The organism is Paenibacillus sp. KS1 (assembly GCF_001680695.1).
GTDB classification, from domain to species: domain Bacteria; phylum Bacillota; class Bacilli; order Paenibacillales; family Paenibacillaceae; genus Paenibacillus_B; species Paenibacillus_B suaedae.
This window is the reverse complement of sequence record NZ_MAIS01000027.1, coordinates 1-18623: the sequence shown is the minus strand read 5'-3', so window position 1 is coordinate 18623 and position 18623 is coordinate 1. Positions and strand designations below refer to the sequence as shown.

The window sequence follows — 18623 nt, the reverse complement described above, 5'->3', positions numbered from 1 at the left end:
TGTCTTTGGATATCTATATGTAATATCCAGGAAACGACTTCAGGTTCCGTAAGGAATCGATGAATCCAAGCTGCATGATTATCCATCTCGACGAGAAGGATCCCTTCGATTTCGTACGACCAGCCTGTGAGTACACTGAATCGAAGGAGAATGATCATGCAATTCATTACAGCACTAAGTTTTGCAGCTCCTAAGAACGATGAGGACATGACGCCAACTCTGACAACCTCTCTATCACCCACTTCTAGCTCTTCTCTACTTGCCGTGTATGATCTTAGTCTTGCACACACAGAGGAATCGCTGAACGACGATGCCTGGAGCAGCCATGATGGGCATCGAATCGTGCTGATGAAACCAGATCCGCAAGATCGCAGTCAAGATCGTCTGTTTATTAACGAACAAGAGATCACCCCCGGCAACTGGCGCTGGTGCGTCGACGGCGTAACGCTGCGCTGGAATCAAGGCAGCGGCAATGATTACGTAGCAGGCGAACTGGCCTTTAATCAGTACCAGAGCAGAGCCGTAGGTTCCGTTATGTTCAATCAGATTCACTATTCCGCAGCGGCTAATGTGAGACCAGCTGAATACAATTGCCGACTTATTCATAACGATCAAGTCGCATACCGCGCAGACGGACAATTGAAATGGGTGGAGAATGAGCTTTGGAATACTGAATCATTATGGTCAAATGAAGCATTAAGATGGAGCTTCTGGGTTGAAGAGTATGTTGATGAATACGGCACGCGCGGTTATCGTCCGAGATTGCGGTTTCAAGACATCCAAACCAACGAAGAGTGGACGCCGCAGGTTGGATCCTTCTCTGCTCAAATCGATGAGAACTATCAATATCACTACAAGTATATTTCTAGCTCTCCTTTTTCCTCCGAGAACGATGACAAAGAATTGACGATTCCAAGAGAATCGAAGTTTTCTACCTTGTTCCCAATAGAAATTCATCTGAAAATGATGCCGGATGTAACGGCTGTGAGTGGCGTAATCGAGGTTAAAACAGAACGTAATGATACGATAATTTACGGTTTGAAAGGAGTCAGCGCTCATCCGTATGAAGTACTGCATTTGATGCATGCAGGGATGGCTCTAAAACAAAGCTCTGCGGCTGTATCACCGCCTAAGGAAGCAGAAATCACCTCTACTGCCGCCGGTCAGGATCTGCAGCCATATTACCTGTATAACTTAGACCCTTATGAGTTCATTCAAATCGGCGAGAAGACTGAAAAGGTAGTCAGAGACGCGGTTCAACATTATGCCGAAGCGAGCTTAATCGAAATCATCCAATACTATATGCCATCTGAGCAGAGAAGAAAGTTCATCTCCGCTTCTCCTATTGATATTGACGAAAATATCCGTGCAATAGCGGAGACAATAGTAGTTGATCCCGATGACGCTGGGGGACAACGGTCACTCGATCCTAAAGCGTTCTACCGAAGCTTGACCACTCCCTTGTTATCAATCATTCTGAAAGGTCAGACGCCAAAGGTAAATGCGCGCAGAGCACGAAAACAGTTTGAAGAGAAGTTGTCCGGCAGTGCAATTTACCAACAGCATGCGCCTATGCTCTATAAATATCATTTTGTCGAAAAGTTCCCGGCAATTAAGGATTATTTCGACGATGAGCGTTTGAATCTAGAGGACAAGGCCAAAAAAATCAAATTCTACACCGACGCGAAGAAAAAAGAATATACAGCGCTTAGAGATCAAGCCGAAACTGATGATGTTCGGAAACAGTATGATCTACTTCTGGAGGAACTTGACGAGATGCAGCAGAAGGCATTAGAAGGGAAGTTCTGGGCGCATCGGGTATTCACGCATTTTACTGGGGACGACTTCTTAAATATGTTGAAAATGCAGTTGTTCGCCTCCCCAGATGGAGCAAAAGCAACCGTTCGCAATATTCAACGCGTCTCTACCGTTTTGTCTGTTCTCGATGACAGCCAGTACTTCGCGAAGAAGTTCGCAGACACGATGAGAATCTTCCAACTGTATAACATTCTTGCTCAAAACGCGAGCCTGCGCGAGGATCAGAAGACGCTGCGTGATATTACCGAAGAAATCGCCAAGGAGTTTGCGAAACAACATAACGACTCTACGGATGCGCTCACAAAGCTGGTAGCAGAAGCGATTAAGAAAGCCGAAGAAGATGCAGCCAAAGGGCAGAAAAATCTGTGGACAGAAATTATGTCGATTATTTATGTCTGGTTCGAGCAGGTCGGACGGGCCCAATCGATTGCTCAAGTTGTTGCAAAATTGACGGCGAAGTTAAACCCGCTGCTGGAGCGGATTACCGAAAAAATCATTCAAAATCCGGCGCTTAGAGCTCAAATCGAGAAGTACGGGCTGGTCGCCAAGACGGTTGCTTCCAAGGTGCTGTGGCTTGGCATAGGCGGTATTACGATAAGCGCCATGATTTTTATGATGGTGCTCGATTGGGACAACATGGACCCCGCAACGAAAACAGGCATGATCATGGTAGGGGTGGGCATGCTGGCGAACTTCGCCCTTAGCATCTTGAAGGCGGGCATGGATTTCTATACAGTGTACCGCGGCACTGGCTCATTCCGCGGCGCGTTGAAGTGGGCTGTCGGGCTGCAAAGCCATACCGTAGAGCAAATGGAAAGAATGTTCGCGGACGCCGCTAATCATGTCCTGCAGAGGCTGTCCGGAGGACGGATTCAACTAGCTCAATGGGCGAACCTCTCGGGCTGGAAAGGCAGCGCGGCAAAATTTGCGATTCGCTGCCTGCAAAACTTGACACGTATTGCGATGATTGCCATATCTGCGATAATGGCTGCGATCAATATCGTACTGTCCGCGATATCGCTTGCGAAGGCGCGCACGCCTTTGGAGTCGGCAGTAGTCGCTTTGGCGATTTCCTCATCGATTCTGGAGCTGATCGGTCTAGGGTTTGAACTCGCTTCCGTGTTGACAGTCGGTACGGCGTCAAGCGTTCTGGGAGTGATCGCAGGCGTCTTTGCCGGATTTGCCATCCTGGTGGCATTGGCGGGGGTTGGAATCATGATTTACCTTGCAATTAAAGCGCAAATCTCACCAGTGGATGAATTTGTCGAGAACGAAGCGCGGCAGGCTCATTTAGACATGCCGAAGGAAACGGATATTGACTATATGTTACCCATCTATGATAAGAGTGGAAAGCTGCTCAAGGAAGGAGTCACCATTTCAGATTCAAATGGCGTGTATCTCATTGCACAAACAGGCGGTCAAGCAGGTGCAGGAGCATTAACACGAGATCAGACAACATGCTTCGGCATAACCACTGACGGGGAGGGGAGAGCTGTCATTTATTCAGCAGCTATCCAAAAGGATCAATCGATTGAAGTTCATTACCTTACGGCCTCTGAATCTCGCAGTCTTTCGTTCCAGAATAAACGCATGATCGGCGAAGAAGCAGTGCAGCAGTTGTGGCATGCTGAGTTAATCGGCAATGCCGAAACTACGAATCCCGGCAAAGATAAAGATGAAGATAAGGATAAAGATGATAATAAAGAACTGCAGCTTGTCAAAGGGTTATTCCAACTGTATACAGAAAAAAGCGGAACAAGATCTTATCTCGGTTATAACGGAACCTCCTTCATCCTGTACGACAATCCGCAGCAGCCGCTATGGCTGCGTTTGGAGTCAACGAAGGCTTCTAGTCTGTCAATGAATGACGTGAAGCTATATACCGAAGATCGGGATATGCAGTTCTATGCCAATCTCGCTTTCCCGGGAAGCGAATCGAGAAAGTGGGCTTTGCGAGGCGGAGACGTTCCGTCCTTTATGACTTTTGATGCTGATCAAGGCGTACTTGTTCAGAAGCAAGGCATCGCACCTGAGCAAGGTGAATTCGGTCCTTATCAGATTGCACTCGACTCCGGTTCACTTGAGACCTTAGAATCAAATGAATTTCATATTTTCGTCGCGAACACTCCCGACGACGACATAGCTGAGCTATAACGGATGGATTCGGGAAAGGAGGTGCCGTTTCATCGGTATCGATATGAGTTTGCAAGATTTTGAAAAACGGATGGAGCGCGATTTTGCAGACGAGATTGATTCCCTTACAGCGCTTAGCAAGTTTGTCGTGCTGCAGCCTACCATGACCAGGAATCCGGTTGCGGATGCTTTGTTCCGGGCGATTGTTGCACATTTGAAAGGGGCGTTGCCAGGAGAACTGAAGGAACGATTGTTTAGCAAGATGCTGTATGAAACCGGTTCGTACCGGGCTTTGTTCTTCCCAAGTTATACCCCCGATCCTTATGAATCGATCTTGTATAATGGCCCATATGATCATCTGGAGCAGGCACAGTGGTCCGACTTTGCCGTTGCACTGCTGTGCCAGGATATATATAAGATATCCGCTTCAATAAAAAAAGAAATGCGGAAGGAAGCCATCGATCGGCAAATTCAAAATGCAAATTCCTTAATCAATAACCGATTGTGGATCTGGTATGCTCAAGTATTTATGCATGAGATGCCTGAATACGCCAGTCTCGTTACAGAATTAGGGGGCCCTGAACAAGCGCTGCTCAAATATGAAGGAATGCTTCAGTCTTCGCAATGGCTGGAGATGGTCACACAAATGTTGATTTCAGGGAATTTCCCTGACCCTGAATGGTTTTTCTATCATACCTGGATTAAGCTCGTGTGCTTGGGTGTTCGAGACTTGGATAACCTTATTGACGAGATCGTTCGTGGTACAAATGGGACTCTCCCTTCTTCAGTGCGTAAGGAAGCTTGGCGTAGTTACCAAACGTGGATGCCGGCTCGTTCGATTAGCTATGAGCAATTTAAAGAAGCGGATTCGCGTATTGTTAAATATGCGTATCTGGAGTCAGGGGATGTGTATGTCAAAGTTCCTGAGTTTTATGCACAATCTTTCTTTGATGATCCCGGCAACATATATAAGAATGAACCGAGCAGTTGTTTCGCTGCAGGGTCGATGGTCAGAATGGCGGATAGAACACTGCGGGCAATAGAGCACATACAAGCAGGCGATCAAGTTCTTACACCGAATGGACCTCGAAGCGTGATGCTGTTGGTTAACGAAGACTTGGCTGGTCGTTACTTATATTCACTGAATGATTGTACAGCCAAGTTCACGGCACTTCACCCGTTCGTTAGAGCTGGCGAGGAGCATGAGCCGCAGCTCGCTGCTATCGAGCCAAGACATCTAGGGTTCAATATGCCAACAATGAGCGCGCTCGGAATCATGCCGTTGAATGAAGATACCGTTCTGCATGCCTATCAAACCACTGAATACAAAGCAGAACCCACGAAATCCACAATCCGACAGGTGCTGGAGCATGAGCCGCAGGCAAACGTCAATGGAGAGCAGCTTGTATACGATTTGATTCTTGAGCCAAATGAACTTGGAACCTCGGAGTATTACATCGGCGATGATTCTATTCAGTTTCTTGCGATGTCCGAATTTCCAGCGTTTATGCATGCTCCTCTCCTGACGGCGACCATGCTGATGATGCTGCACACCATGTATGAAAACATCGGAGATACTGGTATTAACGTAGAGTCAATAAACAGTTTTGTTGCTCAGCATCTTCTTTCTCAGTGCATAAATGACTCAATTGTACAGGCATTAGCCGTTATACAAGATGTACATGTTGCAGTCAACACACGGGAAATCATTAGCCTATTCCAATCGCATCCATTACCAGAACTTATGGCGAATCATCTATCTTACTATCGCGGCGCACATCCAGAAGACGCGCATTATCATCGCAGCAACGGGAGATGGGCTACACTGCTGCTCTCTAAGCATGCGGAACAGCTACAAGGGGCTGTATCTATGGGATGGAGACGGTTCTCGATAGGCGCCACTGGTTCCGAGTATGTGGCCGATGCAGAAGTAGGAGAGAGAACGGGAAAGCCGGGTTCGTCTCGCAGCCTGCATTTCCTTCCAACGAATCGAATCCTTGCCCTCAGTGTTCACAGTCTATGCTTAGACGCAGAGGAGGCCATGATTCATCGTAATCTTACGTTCGAGATAACGGCAGCTGTTCAGGTGAATAAACATCTTTATTCCACCGTTAGTTGGACGAAAGAACGAGACGCTGCAGTGCAAGATAAGCCAAGCCTTTTCTGTCGAACGTTTTACGATGAATTATATTTTGCTGAGTTTCCGATTGAGACGGAACAAATGCAAATGCAAGTTCAATTCACCATTGTAGATGCAGATACAAAACAGATGATATTCTCGGCTTGCAATCTTATTGAGTGGCCTCTCTCGAACGATTATGCACATCGAAATGCGTTACTCCTCAATGTCAATGGGGTGGACTGCGGTTTTCTTTATTTTGATTTGCGCTTGATTACCCCAGAGGACGTTCGTCTTCAGACAGTTGCCAAGCAAACTTGGTCGAAGGAGCGAGAAGCTCAGTTTGCGTTCCAGTTTGGCGCGCAGATGGGAAGCGTATTAAGTCAAACACTGCCGAAGCTGCTGTCTGAACTTGATGAAGGTAACGTGAAATAAGTGAGGAGCAATTCGTTTTCCATAAGTTCGAGCTAATGATATAAAAGAGTCAACTCATTTATGACACCCTGATGCTGCTTTATTCATTCCAAGTTCGATTTTACGCTTACTTTTAAGCTCGATAACGTTTATAATATATCGAGTACAAAGACTATAAGAAAAGGTGTCATGAATGAGCATATTAAACGTAGAACGACTCAGCCACGGCTTTGGAGACCGTGCGATCTTCAAGGACGTATCCTTCCGCCTGCTCAAGGGCGAGCACATTGGACTAATTGGCGCCAATGGAGAAGGCAAGTCCACTTTTATGAATATTATTACTGGCAAACTACAGCCGGATGAAGGCAAAGTTGAATGGTCCAAGCGCGTGCGCGTTGGCTACCTCGATCAGCATGCCGTACTTAGCAAAGGCTTGACAATTCGTGATGTATTGAGAAGCGCGTTCCAATATTTATTTGATATGGAACAAGAAATGAACGACATGTATGGCAAAATGGGTGATGTAACGCCAGAGGAACTGGAGAAGCTTCTAGAGGAAGTCGGTACGATTCAAGATACGCTTACGAATCAAGACTTCTACTTGATCGATGCGAAGGTCGAGGAGACTGCTCGAGGGCTTGGCTTGGTTGATATTGGCCTGGACAAAGACGTACACGACTTGAGTGGCGGTCAGCGTACGAAGGTGCTGCTCGCAAAGCTATTGCTTGAGAAGCCAGACATCCTGCTCTTGGACGAGCCTACGAACTATTTGGATGAACAGCATATCGAATGGCTGAAGCGTTATCTGCAAGCGTACGAGAATGCGTTCATCCTTATCTCGCACGATATTCCGTTCTTGAATAGCGTTATTAACCTGATCTACCATATGGAGAACCAGGAGCTTAACCGCTACGTGGGCGACTACGACAAGTTCCAGGAAGTCTATGAAATGAAGAAGCAGCAGCTGGAATCTGCCTATAAGCGCCAACAGCAGGAAATTGCTGACCTGAAAGACTTCGTTGCACGCAACAAAGCGAGCGTCGCGACACGCAACATGGCGATGTCCCGTCAGAAGAAGCTTGACAAGATGGAAGTGATCGAACTAGCGAAGGAGAAGCCGAAGCCTCAGTTCAACTTCAAGGATTCCCGGGCTTCCAGCAAGCTTGTATTCGAGACAAAAGACTTGGTTATTGGTTACAATGAGCCATTGTCCCGTCCATTGAACCTCCGTATGGAGCGCGGCCAGAAGATCGCCTTCGTCGGCGCGAACGGTATCGGTAAGACGACATTGCTTCGCAGCATCTTGGGCGAAATCCCTGCAATCTCGGGCTCTGTAGAGAAGGGTGACAACCTGGACATCGGGTACTTCGAACAGGAAGTCAAAGACGCGAATTACAATACATGTATTGAAGAGATCTGGAAAGAGTTCCCTTCCTTTACACAATTCGAAGTTCGTGCAGCACTGGCGAAATGCGGACTGACAACGAAGCATATCGAAAGTAAAATTGCAGTGCTAAGTGGTGGGGAAAAGGCGAAAGTTCGCTTGTGCAAGCTCATTAACGTGGAGACAAACTTGCTCGTACTCGATGAGCCGACGAACCACTTGGATGTTGATGCGAAGGAAGAACTGAAGCGTGCCCTTAAAGCGTACAAAGGCAGCGTCCTGCTTATTTCTCACGAACCTGAATTCTATCGCGATATCGTGACAGAGACATGGAACTGTGAATCTTGGACGACAAAAGTATTTTAATTGGATATGTAAAAAACGACTCCGTTGCCACGGAGTCGTTTTTTTGTACATGAACACAAACTGACTAAGTTCATTTAATATGGCCATTCCGTACCTGCTCGAAGAAAAGTTTGTTATGCAAAGCAATGCAAAACTAACATCTGAGATTGCTTCCTGTAGAAATGCCAAGCAAATTGGCGAAGATCGTAAAGAAGTTGACTCGATTTTCAACCGCCGCTGGATTTGAGCCGTTACATTCCTGTGTCCCGTTAATGGAACGAATGGTCTCCCCGTAGCCTGCTCCGTTGACAATTGCATTATGCGGAGTCATCGTTCCTGCTCCGTTCTGTGTGTTCCAGAACCACAAGGCCGTTTTCCATGCTACTGAAGAATCCTGCGCGACCAAGTCTGGATTGGTCAGAAGCGGAAGTCCCAATGCAGCGCCAGCAGCACCATAGTTGTAGTTCCAGCTTATTTGGAGCGGGCCTCTTCCATAGTACTGCTTTCCAGGAGCACATGGATACTGAACATTATTGTTATTGCAATAAAACGGATAATTTGCCGTATCCAACTCAACGATGTATTTTAAATGTCCCGTTTCTTGGGCTACATTTCCTAGAAAAGCTGCTGCCTCTTGTTTTTTGATCGTGTCGCTTCCTGTATTGGCAAAGGCAGGGTAGGAGGACAGAGCGGATACTAAACCGGAATAAGTATAGAATGGATTGCGGTTAGGGAACATTTGATTGAATTGAGCCTCGGTAACGACAAAGCCGCCACCAGTACCGCCAGAAACAGGTTTGCAAGTTTTACTGGAGCTTTGCGGCGAAGTAGTAACAGGAGTAGTCTTGTCATTCTGTGCGGCAACGGTATACGTATAGTTTGTTCCGTTCGTCAATCCCGTATCGGAAAAGGACAAAGCGCTGATCCATTTATACCAATCGCCGTTGCGATAGATATCATAACCTGTTGCTCCATTGATAGCATTCCAGCTTAAGCTACAGGTTCCATTCGATGCACTTACCGATAAAGTAGGGGCTGGCAATGTGCTGCCGCCTGAGGCGGTTGGCGTGCAAGCTTTGCTGGCGCTATGCGGGGATGTCTCTACAGGACTAGTCTTGTCATTTTGCGCGGCAACGGTATACGTATAGGTTGATCCGTTGGTCAATCCCGTATCAGCGTAGGACAACGTATTTGTCCATTTATACCAATTGCCGTTGCGATATATATCATAACCTGATGCTCCGCTAATCGCATTCCAACTCAAGCTACATGCTGCATTCGACGCAGTAACCGCTAACGATGGGGCAGTTAGAGCAGCAAAAGCAGTAAGAGGAGATACAAGAACGGTTACTATCACAATTGCTAGCATGAATACTCTCTTATCGATCATCTTTTTCATAGAAAGCCTCCTTATATTAAAGTAAGAAGAAATAGAAACAGACAATCAAGTAATATCACTCCTCACTTGAGATAATCTCACCTCCATCAGTTCTAAGCTCTTTGCAAGATGAGTTCCTACTGTACAGATAATAGAATGAATGGTTCTTTTCAATAGAGCAGATTAGAACAATTTCCATACATGTTGTGGAAATAAGGAGGCCATTATACTGACGGCTTCTGTGCACGATAAGAGCGCAACGTGCCGAATATGGTCGCAAACTGACCGGTTTGCTCCACATTCTCAAATCCACATTCCTGGTGCAATTCAGGAAGAATACCGTGGACATGATCCCGGGTCGTTGTGAAGCCATCCAGCCATTGAATCGGGTAAAAGGCAAGACGCATCCAACTGTTTTGCGGTTTATCAAAATCAATGATGTTAATCGTCCCGCCAGGACGCAAGGCACGATGCAGCTCTTCTACCGTGCGGCGCTTCATATCGAGGGTCAGATGGTGGAAAAAGAGACTTGAAAAAACGTGATCCAAATGGGCATCTGGAAAAGGGAGATCCGTGGACATTCCTTGCTGAAAATCAATATCCACCTTATTCTGTACTGCCTTATTCTTCGCAATCGCCAATATTTCTGGATCAGCATCAAGCCCTACAATTTCAGCTTCCCCCTGTGCTTGCTTCAACATTAACGTCAATGTGCCCGTTCCACAAGCCAAATCGAGAATACGTTGACCTGGCTTCAAATTCCCTTGTTGAACCAAATGGGTCTTGAACTTGTTCTCTTTCATCCCCCATTTTAACAACGGATCATATACAGGGGTCAACCAATGGAACTTCATAGCCGGAATATACCCTTTATGTGTCATGAATGCACAGCCCCTTTACTCCTAAGTTCGAATGCAGAAGTATGTAAGATGTGTAATGTGGGATTCATCATATGTAATTCTTATTCTCCGTACTATATTAACATATTAAGGCAATTATGTCAGATCGATTATATTTCCTTCCAGTGAAAAGTTCATTTACATGACCCGGTACGACGCGATTATCCCGCTTATATCCAGTGTCCTGATTCCATGGAGAAATTTGAATTCGTCGTGCAGATCGCATCTGAAGAGAAGCCGCGCTTCATGATCGGTGACAACGGCAACATGTATATATACCGATCCAAGACAGACGAAGGAGTGGTATATGAATTGAGATTGTTATTGAATACTTACCAGTATGGCTTGCGCTTCGGGTGTTCGCCCATTTCCAATTTGGCCTGTATGGAATAATGTATCCATAACAACGCAGCGGCGATGGAGGCTGATTCAATGCCAGTGAAGAGCGGCAAGGAATATATAGAACGGATTAACAGCAATCTCCCCGATGTTAGAATCGCAGGGGGAAAGATAAGAGGGGAAATTTCCGAACACGAAGCCTTCAAGGGACTTATGGCTACACAAGCGAACATGTATGACATGCAGGTTGCCGGGAAAGTGAAGGCACGCCTCGTGTATTCTTCGCCCTTAACAGGCGATCCAGTAGGTCTGTCCTATATGCAGCCGAAGACGATGAAGGATCTCGTACAGCGAAGAACTATGATGGAGACATGGGCGAATGTCCATCATGGATTTCTTGGTCGTGCGCCTGATTATATGAATACTGCCATTATGGCGTATGCATCAGCTGCCGGGGTACTTGAAGAAGAATATCCCGCGTATGCATCCAACTTGAAGGGGTATTACGAGTATTGCCGCGAGAACGATATCACGCTCTCTCATGTATTCATTCAGCCCAAGACAGCTAGAATAGCTACTTTTCTCCGAACCTTCAAAGAACCGGAAGCCGCCCGAATCATGGACAAAAATAAGGATGGGATTGTAGTTCGCGGGGCGTTTTTATTAGACACACAGGGAGCAACCTCCGATGAAATACTCGTATATCCAACTCCTTTCTCTTGGACTGAAGCGGAAGACAATCCTTATTCATTCGTATTTGCGGTTCCTAGTAACCTAGAGGGCATCCGTTTTATATGTAGAGAAAGCTTCTCAGCTGGCGATTCTTCCTATGATTACCCGCTTAGTTCCCGATTTGAAGAGATGGATACGCTTGTCGTGTTCGATGATGTTACTGTCCCATGGGATCGGGTATTTGTATGCGGGGACGAGAGGATGGCGTCTCGGCTCATGACGGAAAGTAATTTCCACGTTTATGCCGGCACTCAAATTATTTGCAAAAATATTGCAAAAACGGAGTTCATGCTCGGTACGATCGAAATGCTGGTTGAAGCCACAGGGATTAATAACCATGAACATATTATTGAAAAGGTTGCAGAAGTTATTGTAGCCGTGGAGACGCTCAAGGCTTTCCAACTTGCTGCCGAAAAGGGGGCAGCTGTAGATAGATGGGACAGTATGCTTCCTAATCGCAAGCCGCTTATTGCCGCCAATGTATATTATCAGAAGATGTATCCTCGTATTATTGAAATCATCCAATTGATCGGCGCCAGCAATTTAATTATGATTCCACAAGAGAGGGACTTCAACACCGATATTCGCGATCAGCTAGATCGTTACATGAAGGGTATCGATCTGGATGCCAAGAAGAGCGTGCAGTTGGCGCGATTGGCATGGGAGCTGTGCGTCAGCTCATTCGGCGGGAGGCAGTCTGTCTATGAGCGCTTCTTCTTCGGCAACAGCACAGTTGTAAATAACCGGATGTATGCCGAATACCAAGATAGTCGGGCGAAGTATGCAGATCGGGTCAACCGCTTTTTGACATAATTCCTTGAATGTGAATGATCCCTGAGTACCTTGACACACCGACCAAGAACCCAGGGAAATATAGACTTCGTATTGAATTCCTACCTAGCAGCTGCTCTTCGTTCTGCAAAGACTTCCGCTGCTACCTTGAAGATTGTGTTCAGGGCATGTGGAAATCCGGCATAAATGATCATCTGCATAATTACTTCAACAATCTCTTCCTCTGTCCATCCAACGTTGAGCGCTCCATTGATATAAAATTTGAGCTGCGTAGTGTTGCCTAATGCAGTCAAACCTGCCACCGAAGCAAGCAGTCGTGATTTCAAATCGAGCCCTGGTCGCGAAAAAATCTGTCCATAATTAAATTCTACAGCAAGTCGTCCTAAGTCCGGAGCAGGCGAATCCTTGAAACTGTTTACAATGGCCTCAACATGATCTTTGTCGATACGTGCCAAGATGTCCAAGCCTTTTTGATAGTGGTCTTCACAGCGTGACATGATGAAATTTCCCCTTTGTAAAAAATTAACTTTCCATTTGCTCAACCGTTAGATGTTCCAAATGAGTTCCCTCTGTCAATCAGACCGATGGAAGAGATGAGGAGCATAGAGAGTCCTGTGACACAGACTCCTCCCCATTGCCAATGGCTCCATGCAAGCAAACCCAAGTAAGAGCCTAGAGCCCCTCCCAAAAACGTTGCAACCATATATAGTCCATTCAGACGATTGCGAGCTTCGGAAGACTGTTCGAAAAGACGCGCCTGACAAGCCACTTGATTTGCTTGCGTACAAACCGTAAGCAAGAAAGCAGCGAACACGAGTACCAGCAGACTTTCTCCCCAAAACAGAAGCAGCAAGTAAGAGAACAGAGCAGCAGCCGTACATACTCTTCCAGCAAACACAGCTCCCATGCGATCGATCACTCTCCCGACGAGGGGAGTTGCGAACGCGCCTCCAATCCCAACCAGCCCGACCATGCCTACTGCACCAGAACCTAAGGAGTAGGCAGGCGAGTCAAGCAGCAAGGCTAACGTTGTCCAAAACACACTAAATGCTCCAAATACGAATGCTTGACTTATACATGTCTTGCGCAGTACTTGCTCCTTCCGAATCAACGGAAGAAGAGAGGCGATTAACGCTCGATATGTCATCTCTGCTCGGCCATAACTGCGTGGGAACAAGCTGCGAACGAGTATCATCAGGCCGATCATGCAGCCAAATGATATCCAGTACATGACTCTCCAGCCATAAATAGCGTCTATCCATCCGCTAATGAACCTGGCACCCAATATTCCGCACACTAAACCGATTGCTACATTTCCGAGCACTCTCCCTCGCTGTTCCGCTTCGACCAGAGAAGCCGCCATCGGAACGACAACTTGTGGGATAACAGTGGTCATTCCGATAATGAAATGAATGCTTATTAACCAGTTCATATTCGGGGATACCGCAGCTGCCGCTAAGGAGAGACTCACGATCCCGAGAAGGACAAGCATAAGACGCCGTCTCTCTACCATATCAGCAAGCGGAACTAAGAACAGATTGCCCAGTGCATAGCCTACTTGCGCCAAGGTTGCAACCCAACCAATTTGAGTAATCGTCCCTCCCAACGTCTGCGCCATACTGGCAAGCAAGGTTTGGCTCACATACACATTGGCGACCGTAAAGCCGCATGTTAATGCCATTAAGAACAATAATCCTCTTGTTAGCTGTGGATGATACACATCTGGTAAAGTACGATTCATTGTTTCAATCACCTCCGTTCTTCTTAGTTGAGTTACTTCTATCCGCAGTGATAGAATAAGGGTATTTTCCTGATCCAAATAGGTTCCTGTTAATCATAGTATTGAGAGTAATAGGTATAGGAGTTGAGATAGCTTGGATAAGAAGAGCGAACAGGGGCGACACCAAGAATTAGGGGACTTTCTGAAGTCACGGCGCAATCGCCTGCAGCCTGCCGATTATGGTCTGCCGATCGGAACGAGACGCAAAGTGAAGGGGCTTCGCAGGGAAGAGTTAGCACAATTAGCTGGCATCGGCCTATCGTGGTATACATGGCTGGAGCAGGGAAGAGAAATTAATGTCTCCCAAGACGTATTAGAGAGCTTAGCTCGGGTTATGCGATTAAGCGCGGAAGAGAAGAATCATCTATTTCTACTCGCTCTACAGCAGCCTCCTGCAGCGAGCAAGCCGGAAATGATTCATGCGGATGTTCAGGCCGTTGTGCAGCATTTTCTAGAGCATTGGGCGGATTGTCCTGCATACGTAACCGATCATAAATGGGATGTGTTGGCTTGGAACCGCGCTGCTTGTGCGGTATTTGGTGATTTTTCCGCCATGAATGGGAAAGAGCGCAATGCGGTATGGCGTTGTTTTCGATCAGCTTCTTACCGAGAGCTGCTGGTCGATTGGGAGGGTCATGCGAAGCGGCTGCTTGCTTCATTCCGATCTACCAGCACATGTTACGTAGGGGAGGATTGGTACAAAGAGCTTGTCCAAGAGTTAATCGAACATAGTAAGGAGTTCCAACAATGGTGGCCTCGCCATGACATCATGGGAACCCCAATTGGCACCAAATCATTGCTCCACCCAAAGGCAGGGCTAATGTTGATGGAACATATTACATTCCAGGTATATGATGCTCCGGATCTTAAGGTGACATTGTACCGGCCGCTTCCTGACAACAACACAGTGGTGAGACTCGCCAAACTGCTTGAGGAATATCAGGATACAAACAGCTTGACACCCATAGCAGTTGAACATTTACCTGACAGACTTAATTTTTCCTGAAAATTTGAAGCGTCCGTGTTAAAATATTACATGTTCATATATTCATGCATTTACATACATTACAGGAGTGGTGAAACATCATGTTGTCGAACAAAAGGATCAAAAAATGGAGCAGTGCTATATTGGCAGTTGTGTTGTGCTTGAGTGCTGTAACTAGTGTCTCAGCTAGTCGTACAAGCAAACCGCTGCCGAAGCCGAGTTGGCAAAAAGACTTGTCTGAGATAAATCAATTTATTGAGGCGCCATTTCATATTCCGAGCACGAAGACCGTGTATTTGGCTTCGAATACTTATATCGCCTCTCAAACGAAAGTATGGGAAGCAGGTGTTGTCACCGCCGTAGATGAGAGCAGCGGTAAGCCGAAATGGTCCTTCACATTCTATCAGAAAGGAACACCTTATCCATGGAATACGAAGATTGCTTATAGTAAGTTAGGCTCGGTATATGCCCTTGTAAAAGATGGTCAAGGAACGAAATTATTCTCCGTGAATGCTTCCGGCAAAAGCAATTGGACGATCCCTGTTCCCAGTGCCGAAGACGTGCATGTGATGAACGATGGTACGATTCTATTAATCGACCCGGATAGAAAGGTTACACCTTCAGCGAAAAGCAAACCTCGTGCATATGCCTATAGTGCAAACGGCAAAAAACTTGCTGAACTATCACTGGGACAAATGTATTCCGTAATTGGCGGTCAATATGTTGTATCCCAAATAGGAGAGATCGGGAATTCCAAGTTAGCGGTGTATGGTTCGAAATTAAACAAGCTATTTATCTATAATCTTCCGAGTGGGGCAACTACCTATGTAGATGAAGCAACCTGGGTCATTAACAACAGTGATATTCTACTGCGCGTTAATATTCCTGAGAGCGGAAATAAGTTAATCGCGATGAACGCTAAAGGGAAAACATTATGGGGACGCAGCATTCCAGGAAATGCACGGGTTCAATCCATCGGACAGAACTATGTTGTGTACGCGGATGGGGTAATGAGCTTGTTCAATGCCAAAGGACTTGTCACGAAAGCCGAAGTGAAAGTGGATCTCCCGATAGCCATCATTTTCGAAACACCAGATCAGCAAATCGAGATACATACAGAGAATGCGAAAAAGGTGCTGAATGCCAAGACCCTGCAAACGATATATGAGTATCCGAATGACGAAGACAGACAAAAATATCATTATGCAGGCAATGGATATCTGTACTCCTTAAACCAAGGACATCAGCTAGCCCAATATAAATTGCAAAAAGGTATACAATGAATGGGGTTGTCTCAAAAGGATAGGATCAAATGAGTCAGTCCCACAAGATGTGCAAAGACGCTTCCAAAACCACTGAATGTGTGGGATGGAAGTGTCTTTTTCCGTGCATGCTCCTATCAATGTGGAGGCTCCAAATTTAATATTGACCTATGAGACTGTCCCAATTAATCATTGCTTTGTCCATTAAGCTTCAGTTGCGATTTGCGATTCCATAAGGTTGACATCACAAGTGCAGCAAGCAGGATTACTGATGCGAACATGTATGGCGCATTAATGTTCAGGTCGAATAAGAAGCCGCCTATGGCCGGCCCAGCAATAATGCCTAAGCTTGTGTAGGTGGAGTTCATTCCTGCGACGAAGCCTTGATTTTCTCCAGCCATTTTCGAGAGTAAGGAAGTGACGGCTGGACGAAGAATATCACAAGCGAAGAAGACAATGCTCGTCACAACCATAATGGCTAAATAACTGCTTACGAATACCGTGGCCATAATGAATAATGCCGCTACAACGAGGGAAGCGTGAATGATATTCTTCTCCCCAAATTTCGCCACCATCTTCTCAAAGAACAGAATTTGCGCAACAACTCCTAGAATTGAGCAGATCGTAATAATGAATGCAATATCCTTGGCCGTAAATCCAAACTTCGCATCAACGAACAGGCTGAACATCATTTCGTATGCTGCCAATCCAAACGCGAGCACAAACACGATGAGAAACGGTACAAAATAGACGGACTGCACTGATTTTTTCATTTCAGCAAAGAAGTTGACGCGAATATGTTGTGCACGGTTATTCTCCATTTGCTCCTGAGATAGCGATTCTCGCAGCAGGAAGATGGAGAAGATCGCCGCGATGAATGCAAAGGCTGCAGCGAAGAAGAAGGGGGCACGTATGCCCAATTCGGCAATGAAACCGCCTAGTCCCGGCCCGATAATGAAACCTGCACTAATAGCAGCAGCTTGATAACCCAATACCTTGGCTCTATTCTCAATTGACGTTCGATCCGCAATGTACGTAATAACGGCTGGCATAATGAATGCATCACTAATACCGCCTAATATTCGCGATGCAAATAGAACCCAAGCCTGCGTTCCAATGCCGAACAAGATCTCTGAAAACGAAAACAGACATAAACCAAATACGATCATTTTCTTTCTTCCCAGTGTCTCCACCCAAACCCCTGTAAACGGGGAGGCGAGCAGCTGTGCAAAAGCAAAAGCCGAAATCATATAGCCGACCATTTGTCCGCTTAAGTGCATCTCCTTCGCAATGGACGGCATGACAGGGACGGCAAGACCAATACCGACGTAAGCAATAAATAAATTAAACAATACGAGTGCTAATGACATTTTTTCTTTTGTGACTGTACTCATGTTATTCCTCACTTATTCAATTTTCTATCTTTCCCGTAGTGTGATCAGGTTTCGATAGCCGTTATTGTTCTTCATCAGACCCCGTTATAACTCGGTTGATCTTCCTCATCGTATGAAGCATTTGTTCCAATTCCTCAAGCCCAATATGAGATGAGAGCTTCTGTACAATAGACTCATCAGCTTTGTTGATGAGATCCGCATATTTTGTTCCTTCCTCTCCAAGAAGAATAAAGGATTCGCGCAGATTTTCTGGATTGCTCTTACGGATAATAAAGTGTCCAGCCTCCAATTTAGACAGCACCTGACTAACCGCGCTTTTGGAAATCGAAAAGGCTGATGCAATCTCATGAGCAGTCGTCCGCTCATTACGCATAATAAACAGCAGCGTATTTTCTTGTTGAACCGTTAAGTGATACTCATCTATTTGTTTAGCTGCCTTGTTATAAACCGTGAAATAATCTTGAAAAGCATCATTGAGCTCGTTCATAACTCTTCGGTATTCCGCAATCATATCAATTCCCTCCATAGCGGTAGTATTCACTTTCCTCAACTAGAATCAAATTCAGTTTCGTTGAATAAGTTCATTTTAGTTTAGTTAAGTTTACTTAACTATATAGATGGAGCACGTTATTGTCAATTCATTAATGGGGAAATTGATGAGGTTAAACGTCGATTCATGGAGTAAGCTGGTGATACCAGCATAAGATTGAGGGTTTTTATGGAAATAGATTCATGCTATACTGAATCCGTTACTACAGATGAGGAGGCTGAAACATGTTGATAAACAAGCTCGGGACATCGCTCTATGCAAAGTCTTACCTATAAACAACGGCGGTTGTTTGTATAGAG

The 18623-nt window shown here is 45.9% G+C and carries 13 protein-coding genes; 7 read left to right on the top strand and 6 right to left on the bottom strand.

Annotated elements, in window-relative coordinates; all coding sequences use genetic code 11:
* Nucleotides 1–156: 156 nt before the first annotated feature.
* The 3 genes from BBG47_RS11205 to BBG47_RS11195 all read left to right on the top strand — a co-directional run bounded on the left by BBG47_RS11205 (nt 157) and on the right by BBG47_RS11195 (nt 8234).
* Nucleotides 157–3972, top strand: coding sequence for a hypothetical protein (locus tag BBG47_RS11205; RefSeq protein ID WP_065291780.1), 3816 nt, complete (start codon nt 157–159; stop codon nt 3970–3972).
* A 43-nt stretch (nt 3973–4015) separates the two neighbouring features.
* Nucleotides 4016–6505, top strand: a complete 2490-nt coding sequence (locus tag BBG47_RS11200; RefSeq protein WP_065291779.1) for a Hint domain-containing protein — start codon at nt 4016–4018, stop codon at nt 6503–6505.
* A 172-nt stretch (nt 6506–6677) separates the two neighbouring features.
* Nucleotides 6678–8234: an ABC-F family ATP-binding cassette domain-containing protein gene (locus tag BBG47_RS11195; protein WP_028532775.1), complete on the top strand. Its 1557-nt coding sequence runs from the start codon at nt 6678–6680 to the stop codon at nt 8232–8234.
* A gap of 133 nt (nt 8235–8367) precedes the next feature.
* Here BBG47_RS11195 and BBG47_RS11190 read toward each other — a convergent pair whose 3' ends face one another.
* Nucleotides 8368–9612 carry a glycoside hydrolase family 19 protein gene (locus BBG47_RS11190; RefSeq protein WP_083189231.1) on the bottom strand — a complete coding sequence of 415 codons (1245 nt, stop codon included), beginning with the start codon at nt 9610–9612 and terminating at the stop codon, nt 8368–8370.
* A 203-nt stretch (nt 9613–9815) separates the two neighbouring features.
* On the bottom strand, nt 9816–10472 hold the full coding sequence (locus BBG47_RS11185; RefSeq protein ID WP_065291778.1) for a class I SAM-dependent methyltransferase: 657 nt from the start codon (nt 10470–10472) through the stop codon (nt 9816–9818).
* A 210-nt stretch (nt 10473–10682) separates the two neighbouring features.
* Here BBG47_RS11185 and BBG47_RS29885 point away from each other — a divergent pair, with 210 nt between their 5' ends.
* Both BBG47_RS29885 and BBG47_RS11175 read left to right on the top strand, forming a co-directional pair.
* Nucleotides 10683–10883, top strand: a complete 201-nt coding sequence (locus BBG47_RS29885; RefSeq protein ID WP_065291777.1) for a hypothetical protein — start codon at nt 10683–10685, stop codon at nt 10881–10883.
* A gap of 39 nt (nt 10884–10922) precedes the next feature.
* A complete protein-coding gene (locus tag BBG47_RS11175; protein WP_065291776.1) occupies nt 10923–12374 on the top strand; it encodes a 4-hydroxyphenylacetate 3-hydroxylase family protein in 1452 nt (483 codons plus the stop codon).
* A gap of 80 nt (nt 12375–12454) precedes the next feature.
* Here BBG47_RS11175 and BBG47_RS11170 read toward each other — a convergent pair whose 3' ends face one another.
* Both BBG47_RS11170 and BBG47_RS11165 read right to left on the bottom strand, forming a co-directional pair.
* A complete protein-coding gene (locus BBG47_RS11170) occupies nt 12455–12850 on the bottom strand; it encodes a carboxymuconolactone decarboxylase family protein (protein WP_065291775.1) in 396 nt (131 codons plus the stop codon).
* A gap of 41 nt (nt 12851–12891) precedes the next feature.
* Entirely contained in the window at nt 12892–14094 is a 1203-nt protein-coding gene (locus BBG47_RS11165; protein ID WP_065291774.1) for an MFS transporter, read from the bottom strand.
* A 133-nt stretch (nt 14095–14227) separates the two neighbouring features.
* Here BBG47_RS11165 and BBG47_RS11160 point away from each other — a divergent pair, with 133 nt between their 5' ends.
* Complete coding sequence (locus BBG47_RS11160; protein ID WP_065291773.1) at nt 14228–15139, top strand: helix-turn-helix transcriptional regulator; 912 nt, start codon at nt 14228–14230, stop codon at nt 15137–15139.
* Nucleotides 15140–15219: 80 nt separating this feature from the next.
* Nucleotides 15220–16401, top strand: coding sequence for a PQQ-like beta-propeller repeat protein (locus BBG47_RS11155; protein ID WP_254659803.1), 1182 nt, complete (start codon nt 15220–15222; stop codon nt 16399–16401).
* 164 nt (nt 16402–16565) lie between these two features.
* Here BBG47_RS11155 and BBG47_RS11150 read toward each other — a convergent pair whose 3' ends face one another.
* Nucleotides 16566–17774 (bottom strand): MFS transporter, encoded by a 1209-nt coding sequence (locus BBG47_RS11150; RefSeq protein WP_065291772.1) that lies wholly within the window; start codon nt 17772–17774, stop codon nt 16566–16568.
* A gap of 61 nt (nt 17775–17835) precedes the next feature.
* The gene (locus tag BBG47_RS11145) at nt 17836–18285 is read right to left on the bottom strand and encodes a MarR family winged helix-turn-helix transcriptional regulator (protein ID WP_065291771.1); all 450 of its coding nucleotides are present in this window, start codon (nt 18283–18285) and stop codon (nt 17836–17838) included.
* Nucleotides 18286–18623: the final 338 nt, after the last annotated feature.